Source organism: Aquiflexum sp. (genome assembly GCF_977115555.1).
The window spans coordinates 1-1,746 of record NZ_CDSBKL010000608.1; the positions used below are offsets into that span (position 1 = coordinate 1).

The 1,746-nt window shown below is 47.3% G+C and carries 1 protein-coding gene; it reads right to left on the bottom strand.

The genetic code is table 11. The features are described 5' to 3' along the window. The coding region (locus tag ACZFYI_RS20035) for an efflux RND transporter permease subunit (protein WP_462525890.1) at positions 1–1,746 on the bottom strand (1,746 nt) is incomplete at both ends.

Sequence of the window (1,746 nt, forward strand, 5' to 3'; positions counted from 1 at the left end):
AAAGAAATAATCAACCACAGGGACGAGGTAGACAGTCAATATCAGTGACGACATCAAGCCACCGATAATCACCCAAGCCAACCCGTTTTTCCACTCACTCGCTGTGCCGGCTGCTAAGGCTATGGGCAGCATCCCAACGACCATCGATATGGTAGTCATTAGGATCGGACGCATTCTGCCTTTGCCGGCAGTGATCAGCGCTTTTCTTACTTCCATCCCTTCTGATCGGAGTTGGTTGGTAAAATCCACAATCAGGATGGCATTTTTGGTTACCAATCCCATCAGCATGATCAGACCAAGCAATGCAAAGAGGCTGAGGTTGTTCATGGAAAGGTTGAGCGCTAAAAACGCCCCGATGACTGCTACAGGAATAGAGAAAAGGACGACGAAGGGATAGATAAAACTATCATATAAGGCTACCATGATGAGGTAGATTAGTAAAAAGGAAATCAGCAAAACCGATCCCAAAGCTCCAAAACTGTCATTTTGCCTTTTGATATCACTACCCCACACCATGCTGATGTCAGCAGGAAGTGGGTTTGTTTGGAGTTTTGCTACGACTTCGTCGGCAACGGTGCCGGAAGGTCTTCCAAGGGCATTGGCAGTCAGGGTGACAGCAGGTTGACGGTCTTTTCTCTCGAGTAGGGAAGGTGATTTGTTTTGGGAAATATCGGCTACCTGGGCGAGTTCGATGGGGAAGCCCATTGGATTGGTGATCAAAATCCGTCTGATGTCCTCATAATTTTGCCGGTTAAAATTATCCAATTGGATACGGACAGGATATTCGATTCCCCCTTCTGTCAGGGAGGCATCGTCATTTCCGGTCAGGGCAGATCGGAGATTTTGTCCCACAAAAGCATTGTTCAGACCAAATAGCTGCAGTCTGTATTGGTCGGGGATGACCTGGAACTCAGGACTTCCTTCTTCCACTGACAATTTTACAAAGTCTGATCCGGGAATGTTTTCGACAATGGCCTTCAAGTCATTTGCCGCAGCCATGACACTTTCGGTAGTCGGGCCGCTGAGGGTTATTTCTATGGGTGCGGATCTTGGGATCAGCCCCAATGCGGTCATGGAATAACTTACTCCGGGAAATTCTTTTTGCAACTCCTCCCTGACTTCTTTCATATAAGTTTCTGTTGGGATATTGCCTCTTTCCTTTGCGGGTTTTAGCTGGATGGTGAGTTCGGATTTATTGGGTGAACCCACGCCAAGGCTTCCGATTCCGGTGGTTGGGCCGCCGATGTTGCTGAAGATGGTGGCCACTTCAGGTTGCTCCAATAGGAAATTCTCTATTTCTTGGCTTTTGAGGTTGTTCTGCTTGATTCCGGTGGATTTGTCAAATTCTAGGTAAAGACTGAACTTTCCCTGATCTCCGGTGGCAATCAGTTCCTTACCGATTATTCCCTGCTTCAGGATAAGTCCGGTCATGGCAAAAAGCGCCAAAATGATTCCCATAAACACAAGCTTATGGTCCAAAACCCAATCCAACTGTCTGCCGTACCAAGCGATGAAAGTATCCAACTGGTGCTCAAACCAGATCAGGAATTTGTTGAAGAAATTTGTGGGTTGAAGGTCTTCTGACTTGCCGATCCGTGAAGCCATCCAAGGCGTAAGCGTAAATCCTACCAGCAAACTCGTCATCGTGGAGGTAATCACGACCACAGAAAACTGCTTTAACATATCCGCTACAAAAACTTGCAGGAAGAGGATCGGTAGAAACACCACCACGTCCACCAAGGTGAT